Source organism: Pseudomonas syringae pv. tagetis (assembly GCF_022557255.1).
Classification (GTDB): Bacteria; Pseudomonadota; Gammaproteobacteria; order Pseudomonadales; family Pseudomonadaceae; genus Aquipseudomonas; species Aquipseudomonas caricapapayae.
On record NZ_CP092923.1, the window covers coordinates 1832907 to 1855522 of the forward strand.

Genomic DNA, 22616 nt, shown 5'->3' on the forward strand with positions numbered 1-22616 from the left:
AAGCAGTCGACCTGGGCGTTTTCAATGATTGTGTAAGGAGTATTTCATGCGGTTAGTGCAATTTGAATTGAGTGATGGTCAGCGCCGGGTCGGGCTGGTCGACGGTGATCAGGTACGTGAGGTACTGGGTGTCGAGAGTGTTCGCGAGCTGGCGCTGGCGGCTATCGAGGCAGGTTCTGTGCTGGCGCGTCAGGTCGAACAGCGTGGCGTGGGCGAGACCCACGATTACCCGCAACTGCTGAGAGAACTGCGGATTCTGCCGCCGCTCGACCATCCTGACCCGGCGCATTTGCTGGTCAGCGGTACGGGGCTGACGCACCTGGGCAGCGCGTCGGCGCGCGACAAGATGCACCAGCAGTCCGGCGACGAAGCCACGATGACCGACACCATGCGCATCTTCAAATGGGGCGTGGAAGGCGGCAAGCCAGCGGCGGGGCAGGCGGGTGTTCAGCCGGAATGGTTCTACAAAGGTGACGGCAGCATTGTCGTGCGGCCGGGGCATTCGTTTTCATTGCCACCCTTTGCCGAAGACGGCGGGGAAGAGCCGGAACTGAGTGGCCTGTACGTGATCGGTCATGACCGCAAGCCTTACCGGCTGGGCTTCGCCATCGGCAACGAGTATTCCGACCACGTCATGGAGCGTCGCAATTATCTGTATCTGGCGCATTCGAAACTGCGCGCCTGTTCATTCGGGCCGGAGCTGCGCGTTGGCGAACTGCCCCAGAGCCTGACGGGCACCAGCCGGATCTGGCGCGACGGACAAGTGCTGTGGGAGAAAGAGTTCCTAAGCGGCGAGGCCAATATGTGCCACAGCCTGGAAAACCTTGAATATCATCATTTCAAATACGCCCAGTTCCTCAGGCCCGGTGATGTGCATGTGCACTTTTTCGGCACCGCGACCCTGTCGTTTGCCGACGGCGTGCGCACTCAGCCGGGGGATCGCTTCGAGGTCAGCCAGGCCGAGTTCGGCCAGCCGTTGGTCAACGGTCTGGCACCGAGTGAGCCAGTGTTTCAGCCGGGCGGCATCGGCAAGCTCTGAGAGCCGGCGAGTAGTACCTGTTTGATTGCTCATCGTGCCGGCGCTTTGCGTTGGCATGCCTTTCTGGGCGCTCTGCGTCCGCTCTTGGCTGTCTCACAGCGCAGATCAGTGTATCTGCGCCTGCCTTTTGCCCTATCATTCGCGCTTTTGCTGGCCGGATAAATCTCATGACCACCACGCCCATCACACTGCTCGCCGCCCTCGAAGCCACCACCATGCTGGAAATCGACGGTCTGCACGCCTGGGACTTTTCTCTGGGCGATGAACTGAACATCGAATGCATGGACGGCCGCGAGCGTAAGGTATGGCGCTTCACCAGGACGCAAGTCGACGCTGCAACCTTCGATGAATCGCTGCAAAGCTGGGTGATCAATGACGGTAACGCCGATCACCGGATCATCTGCCTGGACGCTTTCACCCCTTCTGATGAAGATGATTCCGGGGACGAGTGAGTAAATGCGGGCTGGCGCTGTCATAGACCCGACAGTGCCGTAACAGGCATCAATAATTTCCACAAAAAGGGATGCCCCCATGCCCCATAAACTTCTGCCATGGCTGGCGATTGCCAGTGCCATGAGCGCCTTTACCGTGCAGGCCCAGACCATGCCCGACACTGAACTGCTGATGGGTTCCTACACACAAGGAAAGAGTGAAGGGATCTACCGTTTTGCCTTCAACAGCGAAACCGGGATGATCGATGCCAAGCCACTGCAAGTGGTCAAAGCCGAAAACCCGTCGTGGCTGACAGTCTCCAGAGACCAGCGCTACCTGTTCGCGGTCAATGAAAACGGTCCCGGACAAAAAGACGTGGTGGGTAAGGTCAGCAGCTTTGCAATCGACCCGAAAACCCGTCAGATCACGCCGATCAATCAGGTTCAAAGCCGCGGTGAAGAACCGACGCACTCCAGCCTGAGTTACGACGGTCGCTACCTGTTCGTGGCCAACTACGCCGTAAACCCGGACCCGGGCGGCGCGCTGACCGTGGTGCCGGTGGGCAAGGACGGTCAGTTGAGCGAAGCCGTTCAGGTGCTGCCGCTGGGTCCTGGAAGCAAGGTCAACGGTGAGCGGCAGATGTCGTCACATGTGCATCTGGCCGTGCCGACCCCGGATGACAAGTACGTGGTGACGGCCGATCTGGGCGCTGACAAGCTGTTTGTTTATCAGTACGACGCGAGCCAGGCCAAGCCATTGCAGCCAGCCAAGGAGTCGACCGTGCAGTTGCCTGGCGGTAGCGGGCCACGTCATACGCTGTTCAGTGGTGATGGCAGGCATGCCTGGCTGGTGCTGGAAATGACCGCGCAGGTCGCAGTGTTTGACTACCACGACGGCGTCTTCAAGCAGACCCAACTGGTTGATATGAAGAACAAGGGTGTGGAGGAGAAAAACGGTGGAGGCGCCTTGCACACCTCACCCGATGGCAAGTTTCTGTACGTGACCAATCGCGGTGACGCGAATCAGGTCGTGGTATTCCGCATCGATCAGGCCAGCGGCAAGCTTGAAGAAATTCAGCGTCGCTCCCTGGAAGGCAAGGAACCACGCGAGTTCGCTTTCGATCCGACCGGCAAGTTCATGCTGTTCGCCAATCAGAAGAGCAACCAGATCGTGACCGTACGCCGTGATCCGCAGAGCGGCAAGATCGGTGAAACGGTACAGAAATTCGATGCAGATGCACCTTCCTACCTGCGTTTTCTGACGGACAAGTAATCCGCTTCGGCTCCAGCCCGCACGATACAAGGGCTGGGGCCGTTATCATTCTTGATGATATGGGTTAGTGCTACAAAAGATTTCTGCTGAATCACCCTCGGGCGTAAGTTTGAGTCACGGCCAAGACGGTCAAGGCATCAAACCAGCGTACAGACAGACTAGAGGGGTGACCGACATGAATTTCAATATTTTCTCCATCATCGCTGCATCCGCTATCTCGGCGAGCGTCGCGCTTCCGGCCAGTGCCAGTGTCGACGTCAGTGACAAGAAAACTCACGCCACTCAGACCTACACCGCTAAATACCTGCAACAGAGCGCTAATTTCTACGCAGCGCTGGATCACAAGTCCGCTCGATGATTCATTAGCCGTCACGCTTTCGCGAGCATGTTCGCCCACACAGGTCCCTGCGACTTACTGCCCACTGCGCGGCAGACCATGCACGGAATGTCAGGCGAGCCTGTTCGCGAAAGCGCTGATGGCGGTGGCGCATTCAAGACAGGACGCAGAGCGTCCAGAACTATCGTGCGACGCGGAGCGCCGCACGATAGTCGAGATTGTCGGTCCTCACGCTCCAGCGGGGGAATGCCGTTTGTGACACTCAGCGTCACAGGTCTCTCAGCTACCCACCTCGATTGTGCTCAACCCATTGCCCTGACGACGCACCTTGATCTGCACCGGGATCCGCTCATGCATTTCCTGTACGTGTGAGATCACGCCGACCTTGCGGCCCTGCGCCTGCAAGCCGTCCAGTGCGTCCATTGCCAGTTGCAGTGACTCGGGGTCGAGGCTGCCGAAACCTTCATCGATGAACAGTGACTCGATGCGCAAGGTGCTGGAAGCCATCGAGGCGAGGCCCAGCGCCAGTGCCAGCGAGACAAGGAAGGTTTCCCCGCCGGACAGCGAGTGAACCGAACGCAGTTCGTCGCCCATTTCGGTGTCCATGACCAGCAGGCCGAGCATGCTGCCGCCGCGTTTCAGGCGGTAGCGGCGCACCAGTTGGCGGAGTTGGGCGTTGGCGTGATGAACCAGCAGGTCTAGGTTGTAGGCCTGGGCGATCTTGCGGAACCTGTCACCTTCAGCCGAGCCGATCAGCGACGCCAGACGCGCCCAGCGCAGGTATTCGCCGTTGGCTTCGGCGATGCGCGCCTGCAACTCGCTGTTGGCGTTGCGGCGGCGCTGATCCTCGCTGAGCTCTGCGCGTAGATCGGCGCAATGCTGTTCGCCGAGTGCCGACTGTTCATTAGCCTGTTGCAGCGCGGCTGTCATTTGCGCACTGTCGCCTTCATCAGCGTGTTGAGCCTGGTGCTGTTGCAGGCGCTGATCGCGTTCGTGCAGCAACACTTTTGCCTGCTCCAGCGCTTTGTCGGTGCTAGTGAGTTGCAGGCGCAGTTGCTCGACATGCGCGTCATCGTAAGTCAGCAACCTGTCGAGCGCCGCATCGTCCAGCTCTGGATGCTGGCCGCGCCATTCGCTGATCTGTACATCAAGTTCAGCCAGTTCCTGCTGCAAGGACTGTTGTTGCTGCTGCCCTGACTTGAGTTCGGCAACCCGTTGCACCAACTGGTCATGGATATCCTGAAGAGCCTGTGCCGCCGAGCTTTCAGCCTGTCTGGCCTGCTCTGTGGTCTGCTCCAGGGTCTGCTGCCATTGCTCCGCCGTAGCGTGCCCGCCGAGCAGTCCGGCAAGTGTCTGCTGGCTGGCTTGCTGCTGTTCGTCGAGCCGGGTGACTTCTTGCGCCAGTTCGGTCTGGCGGTGCAGGCGAGTCTGCTGCTCCGCCTGCTGCTTCTCGATCTTCTGCTGGCGCTCGGTTTGTTCCTGCTGCTCTTCGTGTTGCTGCTCCAGTTGATCGAGACGCTGGGTCACCTGCTGCTCAAGCTGCATCACCGTCGCCGATGCGTCACTGCGCAGCCCTTCAAGCACCTGGGGTGATACCAGTGGCGTGAATGCCGTCAGTTCTTCTTCCAGCCGCTGCTCGTCGGCCTTCAGTTGCTTTAGCTGCTCGGTAACATGGCCCGCAGCGGTCTGGCTGGCTTCACTCGCTGCCTGAAGTTGCTGTTGCAGGCGGGCAGCGTCTTTCTGCAAGGTCAGCAAGGCTTCCTGGCGTTGCTCGTCACGGGTAATGACCTGGTTCAGTTGACTCAACTGCTGGCTCAGCCAGCCGTCACGCTTACCGGTGTCGCGGTCGAGCAATTGAGCGGCAAGGGGATGAGATGCGAGGTCCGGGGCCAGGGCTTGATGACGCTGGGTAAGCTGCTCGTGCTGGCGAAGCAGCTCTTTCTGGCGGGCGATCACGCCGCCAACCTGTTCTCGCAATTGATTGCGCTGTTCGGTCAGATGGTCCACCGCTTTCTGCGCGCTGGCCTGCTCGTTGTCGTCGTGCTGTGTGAGGCTTTGCAATAACGCTTCCGGCTGATGCCAGGGATGTTCGATGCTGCCGCAGACCGGGCAGGGCTGGTCGTCCTGCAACTGGACACGCAATTCCTCGACGCTGGCGCTGCGGGCCAGACGCTGACGCTCCAGCAGTTGTCGGGTGACGGTCAGGGTCTGCTCGGCAACGGTCAGTTCGTCACGAACGCGAATGCCTTCGCTATTGAGCTGTTCGCGTTGCTGCTGAGCGCCTTGTTGCTGCTGCGCCAGATCGGCAAGCTGCCGGTCGACCTCCTGCTGACTGGCCCACAGACGCGCCAGCTCTTCGAAGGCGCGTTGTTGCTTGCGATTGTCCTGCAACAGACTGCCGAGAATCTGCACCTGCTCGGTCACGGCCTCCACTTCGCAGTCGGCTTCGCGGTACAGCAGTTCCAGAGCGTTACGCTGTTCGGTCAATTGTTGCTCGGCAGCACTGGCACGTTGCTGGAGCGCGGGCAGTTCACTCTGCCCGTACTTGAGGCGATTGGCGATCAGGGTCAGGGATTTCAGCCGGTCACGCCATGCGCTCCAGGTCTGGGCCAGCGGTGCCAGGTCGTCACTGCGCTGCAATTGTTCGGCAATACGCTCAAGGCGTATGGTCACCTGTTGCTGCTGGTCGAGCAGGGTTTGCAGGCTGGCGTGGCCCTGAGCGCAGAGCTGCCCGCTTTGCTGGTGCAGGTCGGACGCTTTGGCAAATTCACGGGCCAGGTGGTTAAGGGTGTTCTGTACGTCAAAAGCCTGCTGCAACAGCGGTCTTGCGCTGCTGTGGGCTTGCTGGGCGTCGAGCAGGCTGGCCTGCGCCTGAGTACGGCGGGTTTCCAGTTGTTGCTGCTGATCTTGTAACGCAGTCTGCTGTTGCCGATGCTGGCGAATCTGTTCTGCCAGCGGGTTGAGCTGGGCGTTCAGCGTGTCCCGACGTGCGAACCGATGGCGTTGTGGCCCCAGGCGTTCCAGGTGGCCGAGGGTCTGACGTGCCTCGCTCTGATCGTTCCACGTCTGATGGGCTGCGCTGAGCGCTTCTTGAGCGGCGAGCTGTTCGTCACGCAAGCGGTGCAGTTCGATCAGCCACTGCTGTTTGATTTCCAGCTGCCGTTGCTGTGCCTGATGGGCCTTTAGCTGCTGCTGCGCATCACTTAGGCGCTGCTCGAGTTCGGCCAGCAGCTCCGGGGCCAGCGGGATGATGTTGCTGGCCTGCGCGGTCAGGGTTTTCAGGGCGTCTTCAGCTTCTTTGCTCTTGCTGTAGGCGCGCCGTCCGAGCTGGCTGTAGATGGCAGTGTTGGTCAGTTTTTCCAGCAGTTCGCTGCGTTCCTTGTCGTCGGCCTTGAGGAAGGCGCTGAACTCGCTCTGGGCGAGCATCACGGCACGGGTGAACTGCTCGAAATTAAGACCCAGACGGCTTTCGACCAGTTGCTCGAATTCACGCTTGCTCTGATTGCTGAGCACCTGCTGGCTGTCCAGATCGGTCAGGGTCTGGCGGCTGGCCTGCAATTTTTTGGTCGCGTTGTCGCGCGCGCGGTTGGTTTCCCAGCGGGCGCGATAACGCCGCTGATCGATGCCGATGAAGTCTACCTCGGCGTAACCGCTGCCCGTGCCACGGCGCAATAGCGTGCGCGGGTCGCTGGTGGTGATGTCGCCGTCGATGTCCGGGACCTTGGACTGACCGATATTGCTCAACCGCGGAATCGCTCCGAACAGCGCCAGGCACAAGGCATCGAGCAGGGTACTTTTGCCTGCGCCGGTCGGGCCGGTGATTGCGAACAGTCCGGCGCTGGCCAGCGGCTCGGCAGTGAAATCAATTTCAAACGGTCCGGCCAGCGAGGCGAGGTTTTTCAGGCGAATGGCAAGAATTTTCATGGTTGTTCGCTCTCCTGCTGGACTTCACGCAGCAGCGTGGCGAAATCGGTCAGCGTCTGTTCGTCGACCTCGCTGCCGAAGTTGTCCTGCCAGGCACGGCTGAACAATTCCTGAGGCGTAAGCTGGTCCAGTTCGATCAGCCCGGCCTCACCTTCGTTGCCGTCGGCACTGCCTTTGCCAGCATATTCGGCACCGATGCGCACCAGCCGCACGGCTTTGCCTTGCAACGCAGCCTCGATCTGGTTGCGCAGGTCCGGTTGCGGTTCATCCAGGCGCACACGGACTTCCAGCCAGGGCTGACGATCCGGGTCGGCGAGCAGGTCGATGTCCGGCAATGCCTTGAGCTGCACCAGCAAGTCGGCCAACGGTGCAGGCCCCAGGCGTTGCAGGTTCACAGCGCGGGGGATCAGGCAAGGCTCGACGCTGGTCAGCGTTTCGCCGTCGCAGTTGATTTCGAGAATCTGGTGCTGGTAGCCGATTTCCGAAAATGACAGTGGAATCGGCGAACCGCTGTAGCGAATGCGCTCCTCACCGTTGACCCGCTGCGGTTTGTGCAGGTGGCCAAGCGCGACATAGGTGATGCTTGGCCCGAACAGGCTGGCAGGCAACGCTTCGGCATTGCCGATGATCAGGCTGCGCTCGGAGTCTTCCGAGACCGATCCGCCTGCCATGTGGGCGTGGCTGATGGCGATCAAAGCCTGACCTGGCTGGCGTTTGCGGTCGGCTGCCTCGATCAGCAGCTCATGCACTCGACCGATACCGCGCAGGTAATCATCCCCAAGCGTCGGGCCAGTGACTTCGGCGGGGCGCAGGAAGGGTAGCGCCAGGCACCAGGCTCTGATATGCCCTTCGGCGTCCGGCAAAGGCAGCAGCAGACGTTCGGCATCCAGTACGCCATCGTCCAGCCACATCACTCTGCCCAGGGCGTGGGTACGCAAACGGCGCATCAGCGGCGCGGGCAGCTCGATACGCGAGCCGGAGTCATGATTGCCCGCGATCATCACGATGGTCAGCAGCGGCTGCCGCTCGTGGGCGTTGACGATGAAGTCGTACAGGCGTTCCTGCGCTTTGACCGGCGGGTTGACCGTGTCGAATATGTCGCCCGCAATCAACAGGACATCAGGTTTTCGTTCGGCCAGACGGGCCAGCAGCCAGGTCAGAAAGCAGGCGTGTTCGAAATCCCTTTCCTGACCATGCAGGTTCTGACCCAGATGCCAGTCAGAGGTGTGAAACAGACGCATTGGTTTACCTTGTCGTGTAGAGGTATTGCCGGAGCCGCATCCTCACTTGGGATACAGCGGCGGCAACCCGGCATCACCTGCCGGGTCCTGAATATGTTCGGCGGCGGGCAACTTGCGCACGGCGCGCCAGAGGTCTTCACCCAGCCACAGCTTGCCGGTTTCGCTGTACAGCGCGCCGTTCAGACCGTCCAGCGCATCTGACAGCGGCACGAAACGCGCTGCCATTTCAGCCAGGGTTTCCGGCTGCTGGCGTGCCCAGGCGTCGAGTGCCTGACGGGTGCCCTGAGGGTCGTTGGCCAGACAGGCGCGTTTGAGGTCGTCCAGTACGCTACGCGGGCTCGGTCCGGTCTGCACGGTCCGGGCGATTGCCGGCTGTCCACGGGCCCGCCACCACAGGGCGAAGCCGTAAAAGGTGGTGCAGGCCAACAAGAGGGTACTCAGTTGCCACGGCCAGACCGGCGGGCCGATCACGGTCACGCCCGTATCGTTGCTCACCGGTGTGTCCACTGCCAGGCCGGGATTGTTGCTGATCTTCAGGGTGCGGGCAGCCAGACTGGTGTGTTCGAGATGATCTTCGCGGGTATTCCACCAGGTCACTTCGACGGCAGGCAGGTCGATCGCCCCGGCACGGCCCGGCACCAGTGCCTCGCGTTCTTCGCGTGTACCGATCAGGCCGCGTTCGCTGGGCAGATTGCGCAGTTGTGGCTGGTCCGGGTAACGCCGCAGGCCAGGCACTTCGGTGGCCGGCAACGGCGGCAACTGCGCGCCGGCCAGCCCTTCGGCCTTGAGTATGAGGGTTCGGGTCAGTGAATCTCCGACCTGAGTGGTGCCGGGTTCCGGGCTCCAGTTTTCTTCAAGGCTGATACTGCGCGCGGGCAGCCATGGGACATCGGCCGGGTAGTCGGCGGGTTTGGGTTTGACGGTCAGCGGGACCTCGGCGGATTTGACCCGCACCGATCGTCCCGGTTGCGGCCCGAACGGATTGGCCTCCTGGCCCTGCGAACCTTCGGCAGACGTCTGCACCAGCGTGGCACTGAACACTTGCGCCGGTATTTTCAACACGCCGCTCTGCTGCGGATAGATCGCGTAGCGTGTCTCGATCACGCCATGGCGCACGCCGTTGATCAGTTTTTCGTAAGTGCGCGAATCGCCCAGCTTTTCGACCCTTGCGTCCGGTACTTGCAGAGGGCTCAGGCTGCTGTCGTCGAACAGCGACACTGAGTGGTAGACGCGCAGTGTCAGGACCGTCTGAGCCTGAACATACACGCTGTCCTGATCCAGGCTCGCTTCGATGAAGATGGACGCCAGATGGTTGCCTGGGTCCTGAGGCTCGCTCTGCAGAACCTGGAGCGTGAGGGGCTGGCTTTTCAGCTCGCCCAGTTGCAGCGACGGAATCAACACGCTTCCGGTTTCGCGAGGCAGCAGGGTAACGATCCAGCGAGTGGTGGCCTGGCTGCTGCCATCCAGCGTTTTCAGGCTGTTGAGCTGACGCGTGTCGCGCACCTCGAAGCTGCTCTCCAGAGCGCTCATGTCCGGCTTGCCGAACTGGGTCACATCGTCGGTTTCCAGCGTCAGCTCGACGGTTTCGCCCGCGTTCAGGCGCGTGCGATCAACGCTGGCGGTCAGTTGCGCAGCCTGCAGCGACAAGCTGATCAGGCCCAGCAGCAGGCCGATCAATAGGGTGTACACGCGACTCATCGGGTTTTTTCCTGATGTTGCTGTTCGTAGCGGAATTTGCGCCGTAACAGTTCGCCCGGATCATCCGGAATCTGTCTCAGCCACTGTTCCAGCTCCTGACGCCGTTCGCCTGTGATAGGGCTGTCGGCGTTCTGGAGCGGCGGACGGGTGGTTGGCTCGTCGTCCATCGATTCGCCTGAGGTGGCCTGACCGCTGGCGTCCGGAGGCAGGCTTTCACTGGTGCCGGGCTGATCCGATCGGGACGGGTTCTGATCGGCTGGCGATGCGCTGCTGCCGGGGTCCTGCGACGCTTGCTGACCTTCTTCGCCTTGGTCGGCCTTGTTCTGCTCATCCTGTGCAGGCTTCTGGGCATCGGCCTGCTCCAGCAGGTTTTGCACCAGCGCCCGGTTGTTCTGTGCAGCGGGAAACTCGGGCTGGCGGTCCAGAGCCTGCTCATAGGCATCCAGTGCCGCCGCCAGCTCGCCACTGCGCGCCAGGGCGTTGCCGCGATTGTAGTGGTCGGCGGCGCTGTTGCCTTCGGCAAACTGCCGGGCGGCGCTGACGTAGTCTTCGGCCTGGTAAAACGCCACGCCTTTCCAGCGCGGGTCTTCGAAGCGTTGCGCGGCCTCTGCCGGTCGATGCTGCTCCAGCAGGCGCTGGCCCTGTTGATCGGGACGCAGCCACAGGTCCTGAAACTCGAACGCCTGGCTGTTCTGCGGAAACATGAACAGCAGCGGCAGACAGAACAGCCAGCCGCGCCGACCGGCCAAGGCGGCGATCAGCAACAGCGGGAGCAGGAACCAGTGGCCCTGGTCTGCCCAGGTATCGAGTTGCACGATCTGTCCGTCGCTGCTCATGTGTTGAGGGCTGTCCAGCAGGCCAAGGCTGCGCAAGTCTTCTTCATCGCCTCGTGCCTGACGATAGCTGCCGCCGACCTGATCGGCGAAGTCGTTGAGACCGGTGCTGTCCAGGCGTGGTACCAGAATCGCGCCTTGATCGTCCTTGAGCAGGCTGCCGTTTTCCTGCATGACCGGCGCGCCTTCGGCGGTGCCGATGCCGAGGATCAGCAACGGCGGTGACGGCCCGCGCAACGCGGCACGGATGCCCTGGCGCTCCTGCTCGCTCAGCGACGAGGTGATCAGCAGAATCCGCCCCTGGCCCAGTGCGCCCTGTTGCAGCAGGTGTTGCGCTTTCTGGACCGCAAGGTCCGCACGCTGGCCGGTCATGGGCATGATCGACGGTCTGATGGCTTCCAGCAGGTTATGGCTGGTGACCAGATCATCGGACAGTGGCACCAGCGTGTGCGCGCTGCCCGCGTAGACAACGATGGCGGTCTGCGCATCGCTGCGTTTTTGCAACAGGTCCAGCAGCTTGCGTCGCGCTTGTTCCAGACGGGTGGGCGGGGTGTCGGTGGCGAGCATCTGCGGAGTGAGTTCGAGTATCACCACCAGCGGGTCGACCGGCTTCTGGCTGATCTGTTCGACGCGCTGCCAGCTGGGGCCGAGCAATGCGAAAAGTGCCAGCAGCCAGGCCAGTCCGAGTGCGACCCACGGCAGTTTGCTGTTGCTGCCGCGTCCGCCGTTGAGCAGCACGGCATGAAAATGCGTCGGCAGCAGCATTTGCCAGCGTCCGGCGCGTTTCTGCCGATGCCAGAGTCGCCAGATCAGCAGCGCCAGCAAGGGCAAGATCAGCAGCCATTGCGGACGAAACCAGTGCGGCCACAGGGAGGCGATCATCGCGACCTCCACAGGCTCTGGATGCGCTCACGCCAGTTGACGGAACGCATGACAGTCAGCACGCGCTGCAGCGCGTTGTTCGGCCACAGTTCACGCAGCACCAGCAGCACGCTCAGCAGCAGCGCTATCGCCAGCGGCCATTGATAAAGCGTTTGCGCCGGACGCGCCTGGGTGGGCTGCTGCGCAACCGGTTCCAGGCCATCCAGGGTGGCGCGGATTTTTTCCAGCTGGTCGCCGTCGCGCGCCCGGAAATACTGACCGCCGCTGAGACTGGCGATCTCCTTGAGCGTCGGCTCGTCCAGATCAAGGCTCGGATTGAGGCCAAGCACGCTCTGCAGCGCGTCCTTGTCGGGGTCCGAGCCGATGCCGATGGGATAGATTTTCACGCCTTCTTCAGCAGCCAGACGTGCGGCGGTAATCGGATCGATCTGACCGGCGTTGTTGGCACCATCGGTTACCAGCACCAGTACGCGGCTGGTGGCCGGGCGCAGACGCAAGCGTTTCAGAGCCAGGCCGATGGCATCGCCCAGCGCGGTATTCTTGCCCGCAATGCCGATCTTCGCCTCGTCGAGCCAGACCCGCACGGTGCGCCTGTCGTAGGTGAGCGGTGCCTGTACGAACGCCTGAGAGCCGAACAGAATCAGGCCGACCCGGTCTCCCTTGCGGCCCTCCAGAAAATCACCGAGTAACTGCTGCACCAACACCAGTCGGCTGACTTCATCGCTTTTCCACTGCATGTCGGGGTAGTCCATGGAGCCGGACACGTCGACCGCGACCAGCAGATCGCGGCCACTTGCAGCCACCGGTAGCGGTTCGCCCAGCCATTGCGGTCGCGCTGCAGCAATCAGCAGCAACAGCCAGATCAGCACCACAGGTGCACGCTGTCTCCAGACCGGTAGATTGGCCTTGGCGCGCCGTCCGCTCAGCCCTTCGAGTTCACTGAGAAAGCTGACCTTGAGCGCAGGCTCGCCGCTGTCGGCCACAGGCAGCAGGGCGCGCAGCAGCCACGGCAGGGGCAGCAAGGCAAACACCCAGGGCCAGACGAACTCAAACATGTTTGCGGATCCAGGTATCGACCGCCTGGGTCAGCCCGGTTATGGCCTTGTCGTCCAGCTTGCACTCGGGCTTGTAGGCACCTTCGACCAGAATCATCCAGCGTGTCAGGCCTGCAGCCGGGCAGCGGTTGTCGAGGAACGCCAGCCACTTGCGGCCATTGAGGGTATGGCTCTGGCTGTGCGGGTAATGGTTGCGGCACAGGCGTTTGAGCAAGCCGTTGATCTGCTGCAGCCATGCACCTGCCGGTGCTCCATCGTAGGGCTTGGGCAGGCTGGCGAGTTCCGCCAGGGCGGCGATTCGCACCGGGTCCAGCGGTTGTTCGCTGCGAACCTTGCGGGCCTTGACCGGCAGCAAGCCGCGCAAACGCCACAGCCCCCAGCCTGCCACAGGGATCAGCAACAGCAGCAACCACCACCCTGGCGCGAGCGGCCACAAACCGACGGCCTGAGGGGCAATCAGCGGCTCCAGCTGATCCAGCGGATTCATTTACGTTTCACCGGACGCCGGGCATTGAGGTATTCGCGCAGTTGCTCGACGAGTTCCGCCTGGGTACTCAATGGCATCAGCAACACCCGCAGCTTCTGCGCCAGCAATTCCCAGCGCGCAGACCGATCTTCGCCCTGTTGCCGGTAGGCGCGGCGCAGTTCGGGGTTGAGGGTGTCGAGCTCCAGCTGCGCGCCGCGCTCGGCAAAGCGCAACAAGCCGGCAGCAGGCAGGGCCCGGTCCAACGGGTCGGACAGCGGCAGCAACAGCAGGTCGCTGTGGCGTGACAACAGGCTCAACTGTTGTTCGGCGGCATCGGACAACGCACGCTCGTCGCACAGGACGATAACCAGGCTGCCCGGGCGCAGCACTTCCCGGGCGCGACGCAGTGCAGTGCCGAACGCATCGCGGTCTGCCGGGATTTCAGTGTGCAATGACTGATTGACCCGCACCAGCCGGTTGAGCAACTGCAGCAGGCTTTGCTTGCTGCGTCGGGGCTTGATCTCGTAGTGCTCGTTATCGCCGAAAACCAGCCCGCCGACCCGGTCGTTGTGCTCCAGCGCGGCCCAGCCGATCAGCGCGGCCGCCTGGGCCGCCAGTACCGATTTGAACATCAGGCCGGAGCCGAAGAACAGCCGGCGGCTCTGTTCCACCAGAATGAAAATCGGCCGCTCGCGCTCCTCATGGAACAGCTTGGTGTGCGGCTCTTGGGTGCGTGCGGTCACGCGCCAGTCGATGCTGCGCACGTCGTCACCGGCCTGATAGACCCGCACCTGATCGAAATCCACGCCACGACCGCGCAGCTTTGAATGGTGCAGGCCGATCAAGGGGCTGCGTTGGCTCGGGGTGGAGAACAGTTGTACTTCCCGCACCCGATGACGCATCTCGATCAGCTCGCTGAGGCTGACGCGAATACCCGGCTGGGGGATCAGGTAGGGTTGCATGGGGTCAGGCGACGGCCACGACGTCGAGGATGCGCTGAATCACGCGATCCTGATCGATACCGGCAGCTTCGGCTTCGAACGACAGGATGATCCGGTGGCGCAACACATCGAACAGCACCGCCTGGATGTCTTCGGGGCTGACAAAATCACGCCCGGCCAGCCAGGCATGTGCCCGCGCGCAGCGGTCCAGCGAGATGGAACCGCGCGGGCTGGCACCGTAGGCAATCCACTCGGCCAGTTCCGGGTCGAACTTGGCCGGGGTGCGGGTGGCCATCACCAGTTGCACCAGGTACTCCTCAACTGCATCTGCCATGTACAGACCAAGGATTTCCTTGCGTGCGGCAAAGATCGCCTGCTGGCTGACACGGCGTTCAGGCTTGGTTTCGCCATTCAGCGCTTCGCCACGCGCCTGCTGCAGGATCTTGCGTTCGACAGCGGCATCCGGAAAGCCGATTTTGACGTGCATCAGGAAGCGGTCGAGCTGGGCTTCGGGCAGCGGGTAGGTGCCTTCCTGCTCGATCGGGTTCTGGGTGGCCATGACCAGAAACAGTGGCGACAGGTCGTAGGTACTGCGGCCCACGCTTACCTGACGTTCGGCCATGGCTTCGAGCAGCGCCGACTGGACCTTCGCCGGTGCACGGTTGATTTCGTCGGCCAGCACCAGATTGTGGAATATCGGCCCTTGCTGGAACACGAAACTGCCGGTTTCCGGACGATAGATTTCCGTACCGGTGATGTCGGCAGGCAGCAGGTCGGGGGTGAACTGGATACGGTGAAACTGCGCTTCGATACCTTCTGCGAGTTCCTTGATGGCCTTGGTCTTGGCCAGGCCGGGTGCGCCTTCGACCAGCATGTGGCCGTCGGCAAGCAGGGCGATGAGCAGGCGTTCGATCAGCTTTTCCTGGCCAAGGATCTGCGTTGAAAGAAATGTTCGCAGCGCAATCAGCGCTTCACGATGTTCCATCGGTGACGGTTCCTGGCAGGGTGATCAGCTGTGTCTGGTGACGGCTGAGCTGGGGGCGATACTTTAATCCATCCAGGCAGGTATCGACTAATGACTACCGCGTTTTTTATTGCATTTAGAGACGCATACGTCATTTAACTAGGAATTGTCCTACATGTTCTATGTATGTCATGTAGGACGATCGGGGTCTGGCCGTCAAAGGCAGCAGCGTCAGAGCCGGTAGAACTTTGCTGCGTTATCCCACAGCGCCTGACGGGCGCCGCTTTCGCCCAGTGCGTCGATCAGCAATTCGATGTCGTCTGGCTGAAAAGGGCGGGGTGCCCGTGTCGATGGCAGGTCGGTGCCGAACATCAAGGCATCCGGGTTGGCGGCATGGATATCCCTGAGTGCCTCGCGTACCGGGAAGTCGACACGCCCGAAACCACATGCCTTGATCCGTACGCCATGTTCGGCAAGGCGCAACACCACGGGCAGTCCTTCTGCGCTCAGCCCCAGGTGATCGATGCTGATCGCCGGGAGTTTGCGCAGGCGGGTTTCGATGTGCGCCAGTTCACGGGAGTCGATGTACAGCTCCGAATGCCAGCCTGCGTGTGCATGAACGCGCAAGGCCAGTGCTTCCAGTTGGTCGAGCTGTTCCGAGCCGCCGCGCTTGAGATTGAAACGCAAGGCGCGTACGCCTGCAGCACTGAGGGTGTCCAGCTCCGCATCGGTGACGCTGGCGGGCAGTTGAGTCACACCCACGAAGCCCGGCCCCAGCAGGCGCAGCGCCTGAAGCAGATAACCCTGGTCAAAGCCCTGAAAGGAGCCGGACACCACCGCGCCACCCTGAACGCCCAATGGCCTGACCGTCGCCAGATAGTCACTGACGCCGAACGGCTCCGGCAAGTAACCGTCATTGGCGATCAGCGGGAAGTGCGGGTCGATGATGTGGCAGTGGGCGTCGAAAATTCGGTTCATGACGGTCTCCTGTGCGGCGTAGTTGCTCACTCTAGCTTTTTTTGGCCGTCAACTGATCGTGCTGGTGTACTCACCCACGTTTTCGAGAATGATCTGTAACGTCCGGTGTACATCCTGCAACTCGCCTGCCTCGGTGGCGTGGAGAATTTCATACTGATGGTGGCCATCGAGCTGCTTCGCGTCCTGCGGGTCGATTTCCACCAACAGGCGCTCGGCACTGAAGGTGACTTTCAGGCTGGACACACTCAGTGACGTGTCATCGCTGACAGTGATTTCCACTTCGTTCTCGTCCGGGAAACGGGTCAGGGAAAACAGCATGCCGTTTTCTGCGTGGCAGCAGAGCAGTGCCATATCGTCGTATTCGTCGTCGCACGGGTTGGCGATGAGGCTGGCGGTCTTGATTTGCATAGGGGCTCCGGGTGAATGCGACTGAGGCGTGAGGTGGATTCTGCCAGCCCCGAACAAAGATTGTCGGGCGATGTTGGCACCTTCGTGCGGATTTTACCGCGACCTGATGACCGAATATGTCGCAGCCTCGTAAGCAGCGCGTCGTCAGCTCTCGTTAAGCTGCATGGCAGACGAGTGGTGTACGGTGTCGGATGCGCGTCGCTTTTTTTATTCCGGCATTCAAATGTGACTACCCTGACACAGCGCGCGTTAGTACTTTAGCTTTACACTCGATCAGGTTATGCCCGCGCAATTGGATGCAAAGGGCACACCGGTAGCAACACCTTCTTCAAGCCTCCCCAATAAAAGCCAAAGCGGAGTACCACAGATGGCGTTCTTCACCGCAGCCAGCAAGGCCGACTTCCAGCATCAACTGCAAGCGGCACTGGCTCAGCACATCAGCGAACAGGCACTGCCACAAGTGGCGCTGTTTGCCGAGCAATTCTTCGGCATCATTTCCCTCGACGAACTCACCCAGCGGCGTCTGTCCGACCTGGCAGGCTGCACCTTGTCCGCATGGCGTCTGCTGGAGCGTTTCGAACATGCTCACCCGCAGGTCCGTGTCTATAACCCCGATTACGAACGCCACGGCTGGCAATCGACTCACACTGCCGTTGAAGTGCTGCATCACGACCTGCCGTTTCTGGTCGACTCCGTCCGTACCGAGTTGAACCGTCGCGGCTATAGCATCCACACCCTGCAGACCACCGTGCTGAGCGTGCGTCGTGGCGCTGCTGGCGAACTGCTGGAACTGCTGCCCAAAGGCACGGCAGGGGAGGACGTGCTGCAGGAATCGCTGATGTACCTGGAGATCGACCGCTGCGCCAACGTCAGCGAGTTGAACGTGCTGGCTCGCGAGCTGGAGCAGGTGCTCGGCGAGGTGCGTGCCGCCGTCGAAGATTTTGGGCCGATGAAGGCGCGTCTGCATGAGCTGCTGGCCAGTATCGATGCCAACGAGTCCAATACCGACGTCGAAGAGAAGGCCGAGATCAAGGTCTTCCTGCAATGGCTGGTGGACAACCACTTCACCTTCCTGGGTTACGAAGAGTTCGAAGTGCGCAACGACGCCGAAGGCGGCCAGCTGGTGTATGACGAGTCGTCCTTCCTGGGACTGACCCGACTGCTGCGTCCCGGCCTGACCCGCGAAGAGCTGCACATCGAAGACTACGCAGTGAAATACCTGCAGGAGCCGGTGCTGCTGTCGTTTGCCAAAGCTGCGCATCCAAGCCGTGTACACCGTCCGGCTTACCCGGATTATGTTTCGATCCGGCAGATCGACGCCTCTGGCAAGGTCATCAAGGAATGCCGCTTCATGGGCCTGTACACCTCGTCGGTGTATGGCGAAAGCGTGCGGCAGATTCCGTATATCCGGCGCAAGGTCGCCGAGGTCGAGCGTCGTTCCGGTTTCGATGCCAAGGCGCATCTGGGCAAGGAGCTGGCGCAGGTCGTTGAAGTTCTGCCCCGTGACGACCTGTTTCAGACCCCGGTGGACGAATTGTTCTCCACGGTCATGTCCATCGTGCAGATTCAGGAGCGCAACAAGATTCGCGTATTCCTGCGCAAGGATCCGTATGGCCGTTTCTGCTACTGTCTGGCCTACGTGCCGCGCGACGTGTATTCCACCGAAGTGCGCCAGAAGATCCAGCAGGTATTGATGGATCGCCTGAAAGCCAGCGATTGCGAGTTCTGGACGTTCTTCTCCGAATCCGTGCTGGCGCGCGTGCAGTTGATTCTACGGGTAGACCCTAAAGTCAATCTGGACATCGACGTTGCTCAACTGGAAAACGAAGTCATCCAGGCGTGCCGTTCGTGGAAGGACGACTACGCCAGTCTGGTGGTCGAAAGCTTCGGTGAAGCCCACGGCACCAACGTGCTGGCCGACTTCCCGAAAGGCTTCCCGGCGGGCTATCGCGAGCGCTTTGCGGCGCATTCGGCGGTGGTCGACATGCAGCATGTGCTGAGCCTGAGTGAAACCAATCCGCTGGTGATGAGCTTCTATCAGCCACTGGCCGGTGGCCGTCAGCAGTTGCATTGCAAGCTGTATCACGCCGACACACCGCTGGCGCTGTCCGACGTACTGCCGATTCTGGAAAACCTCGGGCTGCGGGTACTGGGCGAGTTCCCGTATCGCCTGCACCACGCCAATGGTCGCGAGTTCTGGATTCACGATTTCGCCTTTACCTACGGCGAAGGTCTGAACCTCGATATTCAACAGCTCAATGACACCCTGCAGGATGCGTTCGTGCACATCGTGCGCGGCGATGCCGAAAACGATGCATTCAACCGCCTGGTACTGACTGCCGGTCTGCCGTGGCGCGACGTGGCGCTGCTGCGTGCCTATGCGCGTTATCTCAAGCAGATCCGCCTGGGCTTCGATCTGGGCTATATCGCCACCACGCTCAACAACCACACCGACATTGCTCGCGAGCTGACGCGTCTGTTCAAGACCCGCTTCTATCTGGCACGCAAGCTGGGTTCCGACGATCTGGATGACAAGCAACTGCGTCTTGAGCAGGCGATTCTGACTGCTCTTGACGACGTTCAGGTGCTCAACGAAGACCGCATCCTGCGTCGCTATCTGGACCTGATCAAGGCCACCCTGAGGACCAACTTCTATCAGGCCGATGCCAACGGGCAGAGCAAGGGCTATTTCAGCTTCAAGTTCAACCCGCGCCTGATCCCCGAGCTGCCCAAGCCGGTGCCCAAGTTTGAAATCTTTGTCTACTCGCCACGTGTCGAAGGCGTGCACCTGCGTTTCGGCAACGTGGCGCGTGGCGGCCTGCGCTGGTCCGATCGCGAGGAAGACTTCCGTACCGAAGTACTGGGCTTGGTAAAAGCCCAGCAGGTGAAGAACTCGGTCATTGTGCCAGTAGGTGCCAAAGGCGGTTTCGTGCCGCGTCGCCTGCCGACCACCGGCAATCGCGATGAAGTACAGGCAGAGGCGATTGCCTGCTACCGCATCTTCATCTCGGGGCTGCTGGACATCACTGACAACCTCAAGGAAGGCGTGCTGGTACCGCCGGTCAATGTGGTGCGTCATGACGACGATGATCCGTATCTGGTAGTTGCAGCCGACAAGGGCACCGCGACCTTTTCCGACATCGCCAACGGTATCGCCATCGACTACGGCTTCTGGCTGGGTGATGCGTTCGCCTCGGGTGGATCGGCCGGTTATGACCACAAGAAGATGGGCATCACCGCCAAGGGCGCATGGGTTGGCGTGCAGCGCCACTTCCGTGAGCGTGGCATCAATGTCCAGCAGGACAGCATCAGCGTGATCGGCATCGGCGATATGGCCGGTGATGTGTTCGGTAACGGCTTGCTGATGTCTGACCAGTTGCAACTGGTCGCTGCGTTCAACCATTTGCACATCTTCATCGATCCGAACCCGGACCCGGCCAGCAGCTTTGTCGAGCGTCAGCGCCTGTTCAATCTGCCACGCTCGTCCTGGACCGACTACGACACCAGCATCATGTCCGCTGGCGGCGGGATTTTCCCGCGCAGCCTCAAAAGCATCGCCATCACCGAGCAGATGAAGGCGCGCTTCGACATCAAGGCTGACAAGCTGACCCCGACCGAACTGCTGCATGCGTTACTCAAGGCGCCCGTCGATCTGTTGTGGAACGGTGGTATCGGCACGTACGTGAAGTCCAGCGAAGAATCGCACGCCGATGTGGGCGACAAGGCCAACGATGCGCTGCGCGTCGACGGTAACGAGCTGCGTTGCAAGGTGGTGGGTGAGGGCGGCAACCTGGGCTTGACCCAATTGGGCCGTGTCGAATTCGGCCTCAATGGCGGCGCTACCAACACCGACTTCATCGACAACGCGGGCGGAGTGGACTGCTCCGACCACGAAGTGAATATCAAGATCCTGCTCAACGAAGTGGTGCAGGCCGGTGACATGACCGAGAAGCAGCGTAACCAGCTGCTTGAAAGCATGACCGATGAAGTCGGCCATCTGGTGCTGGGTAACAACTACAAGCAGACTCAGGCGTTGTCGCTGGCGGCGCGCCGCGCTTACGAGCGGATTGCTGAATACAAGCGTCTGATGAGCGACCTGGAAGCCCGCGGCAAGCTTGACCGCGCCATCGAGTTCCTGCCGGCCGAAGAGCAGATTGCCGAGCGCGTGGCGGCGAAGCAGGGCTTGAGTCGCGCCGAGCTGTCGGTGCTGATCTCCTACAGCAAGATCGACCTCAAGGAAGCACTGCTGGAATCCCGTGTACCGGACGACGATTATCTGGCACGCGATATGGAAACCGCCTTCCCGCCGTCGCTGAGCGCCAGATTTTCAACGGCCATGCGCAGTCACCGTCTGAAGCGCGAGATCGTCAGCACCCAGATCGCCAACGATCTGGTCAACCACATGGGCATCACCTTCGTGCAACGGCTCAAAGAGTCGACCGGCATGAGTGCCGCCGCTGTGGCCGGTGCTTACGTGATTGTGCGTGACATCTTCCATCTGCCGCACTGGTTCCGCCAGATCGAGGCGCTGGACTACAAGGTTTCTGCCGAAATCCAGCTGGCGCTGATGGATGAGCTGATGCGTCTGGGACGCCGTGCGACACGCTGGTTCCTGCGCAGTCGTCGCAATGAACTGGATGCCGGGCGCGACGTCGCTCACTTCGGTCCGCACCTGGCCGCGCTGGGGCTCAAGCTCGATGAGCTGCTGGAAGGCCCGACCCGAGAGATCTGGCAGACGCGTTATCAGGCTTATGTCGAAGCCGGTGTGCCGGAACTGCTGGCGCGCATGGTGGCCGGTACGACTCACCTGTACACGCTCCTGCCGATCATCGAAGCCTCCGATGTGACCGGGCAAAACGCTGCCGACGTCGCCAAGGCCTACTTTGCCGTGGGCAGCGCACTGGACATTACCTGGTACTTGCAGCAGATCAGCAGTCTGCCGGTAGAAAACAACTGGCAGGCACTGGCCCGTGAAGCATTCCGTGACGATGTCGACTGGCAACAGCGGGCGATCACCGTTTCGGTCCTGCAAATGGCCGATGGTCCTTCGGAGATCGATGCGCGTCTGGCCTTGTGGCTGGAGCAGCATTCGCTGATGGTCGAGCGCTGGCGCGCCATGCTGGTTGAACTGCGCGCAGCAAGCGGGACGGACTACGCCATGTATGCCGTCGCCAACCGCGAGTTGCTGGACCTGGCCATGAGCGGGCAGACGCTGACAGTATGATCGGGCTGTAACAGGTTGTATCCATAAAAAACCGCATCGAAAGATGCGGTTTTTTTGTGCTCGCATGCAAACCTGATCGCGTCGATCAAGCCGCTGACAGATGCTCATACAGAATCGTTGCACCCACCGCGATCAGCACGATGCCGCCCACGATTTCAGCGCGCTTGCCCACCATGGTGCCCAGCACCCGACCCAGCATCACACCGATGGTGACCATTACCGTGGTGGCCAGGCCGATCGCCAGAGCGGCAATCACAATATTGACGTCGACAAACGCCAGGCCTACGCCGACTGCCAGCGCATCAATGCTGGTGGCGAACGCGGTGGCGGCGAGAATCCAGAAAGAATGCTGGCCGGGTTTTTCCTGCTCTTCATCGTCATCGTGCTTGATGCCGTTGTAGATCATGTGCAGGCCCAGTACCAGCAACAAGGTAAAGGCGATCCAGTGGTCCCAGCTTTCAGCGAAGCGGGCGGCGACCTGGCCGATGCCCCAACCGATAACCGGGGTGATGGTTTCGATGGCACCGAAAATCAGGCCTGTTCGCAATGCTTCGAGAAAGCGCGGTTTATGCAGGCTTGCTCCTTTACCCAGGGCCGCAGCAAAGGCGTCCGTGGACATGGCAAGCGCGAGAAAGAGGAGGGAAATCGGGTTCACGGCTATATCCAGTCGGGCTATGAGTCAACGACGCAACCACACGCCCGACTTTAGGCATAGATGCATCGTTGGTCTCGCCAACCAGAGGGTGTCCGCACCACGGCATGCTGCCGAGAATGTTGATGCGAACGCTCTGTGACCGGAGTCAAGAGCAGGCTACTCCCCAACAAGGGCCGCCACTATAGCCATCCGAATGTGAAAAATATATGTACGAGGATGATTCAGGCCAAAAAAAACCCGTCACGAGGACGGGGTTTTTTTAACGCT

General features: G+C 61.0%; 16 protein-coding genes and 1 riboswitch. Of the genes, 5 read left to right on the top strand and 11 right to left on the bottom strand.

The window, feature by feature from the left end:
- Nucleotides 1-46: 46 nt before the first annotated feature.
- The 4 genes from araD1 (at nucleotide 47) to MME58_RS08330 (ending at nucleotide 3101) form a co-directional block, all read left to right on the top strand.
- Nucleotides 47-1039, top strand: a complete 993-nt coding sequence (araD1, locus tag MME58_RS08315; protein ID WP_054986981.1) for an AraD1 family protein — start codon at nucleotides 47-49, stop codon at nucleotides 1037-1039.
- Between the two features lie 167 nt (nucleotides 1040-1206).
- Nucleotides 1207-1491 (top strand): DUF5629 family protein, encoded by a 285-nt coding sequence (locus MME58_RS08320; RefSeq protein WP_054986982.1) that lies wholly within the window; start codon nucleotides 1207-1209, stop codon nucleotides 1489-1491.
- A gap of 79 nt (nucleotides 1492-1570) precedes the next feature.
- Nucleotides 1571-2743, top strand: a complete 1173-nt coding sequence (locus MME58_RS08325; RefSeq protein WP_054986983.1) for a lactonase family protein — start codon at nucleotides 1571-1573, stop codon at nucleotides 2741-2743.
- A 175-nt stretch (nucleotides 2744-2918) separates the two neighbouring features.
- Nucleotides 2919-3101 (top strand): hypothetical protein, encoded by a 183-nt coding sequence (locus MME58_RS08330; RefSeq protein WP_055005835.1) that lies wholly within the window; start codon nucleotides 2919-2921, stop codon nucleotides 3099-3101.
- A gap of 258 nt (nucleotides 3102-3359) precedes the next feature.
- Here MME58_RS08330 and MME58_RS08335 read toward each other — a convergent pair whose 3' ends face one another.
- The 10 genes from MME58_RS08335 to MME58_RS08380 form a co-directional block, all read right to left on the bottom strand.
- On the bottom strand, nucleotides 3360-7004 hold the full coding sequence (locus MME58_RS08335) for an AAA family ATPase (RefSeq protein WP_055005836.1): 3645 nt from the start codon (nucleotides 7002-7004) through the stop codon (nucleotides 3360-3362).
- The gene (locus MME58_RS08340; protein WP_054986986.1) at nucleotides 7001-8245 is read right to left on the bottom strand and encodes an exonuclease SbcCD subunit D C-terminal domain-containing protein; all 1245 of its coding nucleotides are present in this window, start codon (nucleotides 8243-8245) and stop codon (nucleotides 7001-7003) included. Before MME58_RS08340 ends, MME58_RS08335 begins: the two co-directional genes overlap by 4 nt.
- Nucleotides 8246-8287: 42 nt before the next feature.
- Entirely contained in the window at nucleotides 8288-9943 is a 1656-nt protein-coding gene (locus MME58_RS08345; protein WP_055005837.1) for a BatD family protein, read from the bottom strand.
- Nucleotides 9940-11658 carry a vWA domain-containing protein gene (locus tag MME58_RS08350; RefSeq protein ID WP_055005838.1) on the bottom strand — a complete coding sequence of 573 codons (1719 nt, stop codon included), beginning with the start codon at nucleotides 11656-11658 and terminating at the stop codon, nucleotides 9940-9942. The genes MME58_RS08345 and MME58_RS08350 overlap by 4 nt, the downstream gene beginning before the upstream one ends.
- The gene (locus MME58_RS08355) at nucleotides 11655-12713 is read right to left on the bottom strand and encodes a vWA domain-containing protein (RefSeq protein ID WP_055005839.1); all 1059 of its coding nucleotides are present in this window, start codon (nucleotides 12711-12713) and stop codon (nucleotides 11655-11657) included. The genes MME58_RS08350 and MME58_RS08355 overlap by 4 nt, the downstream gene beginning before the upstream one ends.
- Complete coding sequence (locus MME58_RS08360) at nucleotides 12706-13200, bottom strand: DUF4381 domain-containing protein (RefSeq protein ID WP_055005840.1); 495 nt, start codon at nucleotides 13198-13200, stop codon at nucleotides 12706-12708. Before MME58_RS08360 ends, MME58_RS08355 begins: the two co-directional genes overlap by 8 nt.
- Nucleotides 13197-14141, bottom strand: a complete 945-nt coding sequence (locus MME58_RS08365) for a DUF58 domain-containing protein (protein WP_055005841.1) — start codon at nucleotides 14139-14141, stop codon at nucleotides 13197-13199. Before MME58_RS08365 ends, MME58_RS08360 begins: the two co-directional genes overlap by 4 nt.
- A 4-nt stretch (nucleotides 14142-14145) precedes the next feature.
- Nucleotides 14146-15105: an AAA family ATPase gene (locus tag MME58_RS08370; RefSeq protein ID WP_002554476.1), complete on the bottom strand. Its 960-nt coding sequence runs from the start codon at nucleotides 15103-15105 to the stop codon at nucleotides 14146-14148.
- A 210-nt stretch (nucleotides 15106-15315) separates the two neighbouring features.
- Entirely contained in the window at nucleotides 15316-16062 is a 747-nt protein-coding gene (locus tag MME58_RS08375) for an amidohydrolase family protein (protein WP_055005842.1), read from the bottom strand.
- A gap of 48 nt (nucleotides 16063-16110) precedes the next feature.
- Nucleotides 16111-16470, bottom strand: coding sequence for a hypothetical protein (locus tag MME58_RS08380; RefSeq protein WP_055005843.1), 360 nt, complete (start codon nucleotides 16468-16470; stop codon nucleotides 16111-16113).
- Between the two features lie 367 nt (nucleotides 16471-16837).
- Here MME58_RS08380 and MME58_RS08385 point away from each other — a divergent pair, with 367 nt between their 5' ends.
- Nucleotides 16838-21694 carry an NAD-glutamate dehydrogenase gene (locus MME58_RS08385; RefSeq protein WP_055005844.1) on the top strand — a complete coding sequence of 1619 codons (4857 nt, stop codon included), beginning with the start codon at nucleotides 16838-16840 and terminating at the stop codon, nucleotides 21692-21694.
- Between the two features lie 85 nt (nucleotides 21695-21779).
- Here the strand turns inward: MME58_RS08385 and mntP are convergent, their stop codons facing one another.
- The gene (gene mntP, locus MME58_RS08390; RefSeq protein WP_055005845.1) at nucleotides 21780-22349 is read right to left on the bottom strand and encodes a manganese efflux pump MntP; all 570 of its coding nucleotides are present in this window, start codon (nucleotides 22347-22349) and stop codon (nucleotides 21780-21782) included.
- Nucleotides 22350-22355: 6 nt separating this feature from the next.
- Nucleotides 22356-22521: riboswitch (yybP-ykoY riboswitch) on the bottom strand.
- Nucleotides 22522-22616 lie beyond the last annotated feature (95 nt).

What these genes read in the sequence shown, in the direction of transcription:
- MME58_RS08340 (WP_054986986.1), bottom strand. Translation starts at nt 8,245, where the DNA reads ATGCGTCTGTTTCACACCTCTGACTGGCATCTGGGTCAGAACCTGCAT.
- MME58_RS08350 (WP_055005838.1), bottom strand. Translation starts at nt 11,658, where the DNA reads ATGATCGCCTCCCTGTGGCCGCACTGGTTTCGTCCGCAATGGCTGCTG.
- MME58_RS08320 (WP_054986982.1), top strand. Translation starts at nt 1,207, where the DNA reads ATGACCACCACGCCCATCACACTGCTCGCCGCCCTCGAAGCCACCACC.
- MME58_RS08370 (WP_002554476.1), bottom strand. Translation starts at nt 15,105, where the DNA reads ATGGAACATCGTGAAGCGCTGATTGCGCTGCGAACATTTCTTTCAACG.
- MME58_RS08365 (WP_055005841.1), bottom strand. Translation starts at nt 14,141, where the DNA reads ATGCAACCCTACCTGATCCCCCAGCCGGGTATTCGCGTCAGCCTCAGC.
- MME58_RS08330 (WP_055005835.1), top strand. Translation starts at nt 2,919, where the DNA reads ATGAATTTCAATATTTTCTCCATCATCGCTGCATCCGCTATCTCGGCG.
- MME58_RS08360 (WP_055005840.1), bottom strand. Translation starts at nt 13,200, where the DNA reads ATGAATCCGCTGGATCAGCTGGAGCCGCTGATTGCCCCTCAGGCCGTC.
- MME58_RS08325 (WP_054986983.1), top strand. Translation starts at nt 1,571, where the DNA reads ATGCCCCATAAACTTCTGCCATGGCTGGCGATTGCCAGTGCCATGAGC.
- MME58_RS08375 (WP_055005842.1), bottom strand. Translation starts at nt 16,062, where the DNA reads ATGAACCGAATTTTCGACGCCCACTGCCACATCATCGACCCGCACTTC.
- MME58_RS08355 (WP_055005839.1), bottom strand. Translation starts at nt 12,713, where the DNA reads ATGTTTGAGTTCGTCTGGCCCTGGGTGTTTGCCTTGCTGCCCCTGCCG.
- MME58_RS08385 (WP_055005844.1), top strand. Translation starts at nt 16,838, where the DNA reads ATGGCGTTCTTCACCGCAGCCAGCAAGGCCGACTTCCAGCATCAACTG.
- MME58_RS08345 (WP_055005837.1), bottom strand. Translation starts at nt 9,943, where the DNA reads ATGAGTCGCGTGTACACCCTATTGATCGGCCTGCTGCTGGGCCTGATC.
- araD1 (WP_054986981.1), top strand. Translation starts at nt 47, where the DNA reads ATGCGGTTAGTGCAATTTGAATTGAGTGATGGTCAGCGCCGGGTCGGG.
- MME58_RS08380 (WP_055005843.1), bottom strand. Translation starts at nt 16,470, where the DNA reads ATGCAAATCAAGACCGCCAGCCTCATCGCCAACCCGTGCGACGACGAA.
- MME58_RS08335 (WP_055005836.1), bottom strand. Translation starts at nt 7,004, where the DNA reads ATGAAAATTCTTGCCATTCGCCTGAAAAACCTCGCCTCGCTGGCCGGA.